This is a genomic window from Streptomyces shenzhenensis, assembly GCF_021462265.1.
GTDB classification, from domain to species: Bacteria; Actinomycetota; Actinomycetes; order Streptomycetales; family Streptomycetaceae; genus Streptomyces; species Streptomyces shenzhenensis.
In genome coordinates this window covers 1-1,060 of record NZ_JAJONF010000164.1, presented here as the reverse complement: position 1 = coordinate 1,060, position 1,060 = coordinate 1, and the positions used below count along the sequence as shown (strand labels likewise).

Annotated in this window: 1 protein-coding gene; it reads right to left on the bottom strand. The window is 74.0% G+C overall.

The window, feature by feature from the left end:
* On the bottom strand, positions 1-1,060 hold a 1,060-nt coding region (locus LQ326_RS47250), incomplete at both ends, for an MFS transporter (RefSeq protein WP_234545389.1).

The following is a 1,060-nucleotide window of genomic DNA, read 5'->3' as shown; positions in this document are numbered from 1 at the left end:
GGTCGGTGCGGCGTGCCCGCAGGGTCAGTGAGAGGGCTGCGGTCGCGGCGAGCAGGGCCACGACGGAGCCGTAGGCGATGACGGTGGCGGTCAGCGGGACGAAGTCACTGGCGATGCCGGCCAGCAGGACCGGCGCCCCGTACGCGGTGTAGGCGACGAGGTAGACCGCGGCGAAGAGGCCGCCTCGGCTGGCGTTGTCCGCGAGCGGACCCAGGATGCGCAGGGAGGAGCCGAAGGCCGCGCCCTGTCCGGAGCCGCCGAGGAGCGCGCCGGCAATGACCAGTGGCAGGTTGCCGGCCGCGACGCCGACGACTGCGAGGACGGCGCCGACGAGGACCAGGAGTGCGCCGACGCGGGTGGCCCGCTCGGCGGGCAGCCGGCCGAAGGCGATGCCGGCCACGGCCGCTGCCATGGGCTGGATGGCGACGATCGCGCCGTTCAGGGCCGCGCTGTGGATGCCGAAGACCGAGTTGTCGAAGGACGGCGCCAGGCCGAGGAAGAGGCCGGAGAACATCCAGCCGGCGGCAATCAGGGGAGCCAGGGACCAGTACCAGCCCCGGGCCGCCCGGGCGACGCTGAGCCTGGGCCGCAGCGAGGCCAGGACACCGGGGTGGCGGTCCGCGGTCTCGGGGGCGGCCAGCACGGAGGCGATGCCGTAGAGCAGGACCACCGTCAGGCCGGTGAACACGACCGCCGTCGGGTGCTCGCTGCTCTGGACGGCCAGGCCTGCCAACAGGGCCCCGAGGGCCAGTCCGCCCACCGGGGCGGCGCTGGTCAGCACGGTCATCACGGGCCGGTGCCGGGGGCCGGAGAGTTCGATGATCGCCGCGGTGAACGTGCTGGTGGCCGCTCCGGTGGCCATGCCCTGCACGGCACGCGCGGCGATGATCCAGCCGATGCTGTCGGCGGCCAGGAAGAGCACGCTCGTGACCAGCAGCAGGAGCATGGCGCCCACCAGGACCGGCCGGCGGCCGATGTGGTCCGAGACGGAACCGGCCACGAGCAGGGTGGCCAGCAGCGTCACCGCGTACACGGTGAACGCCGTGGTGAGCTGCCAGGC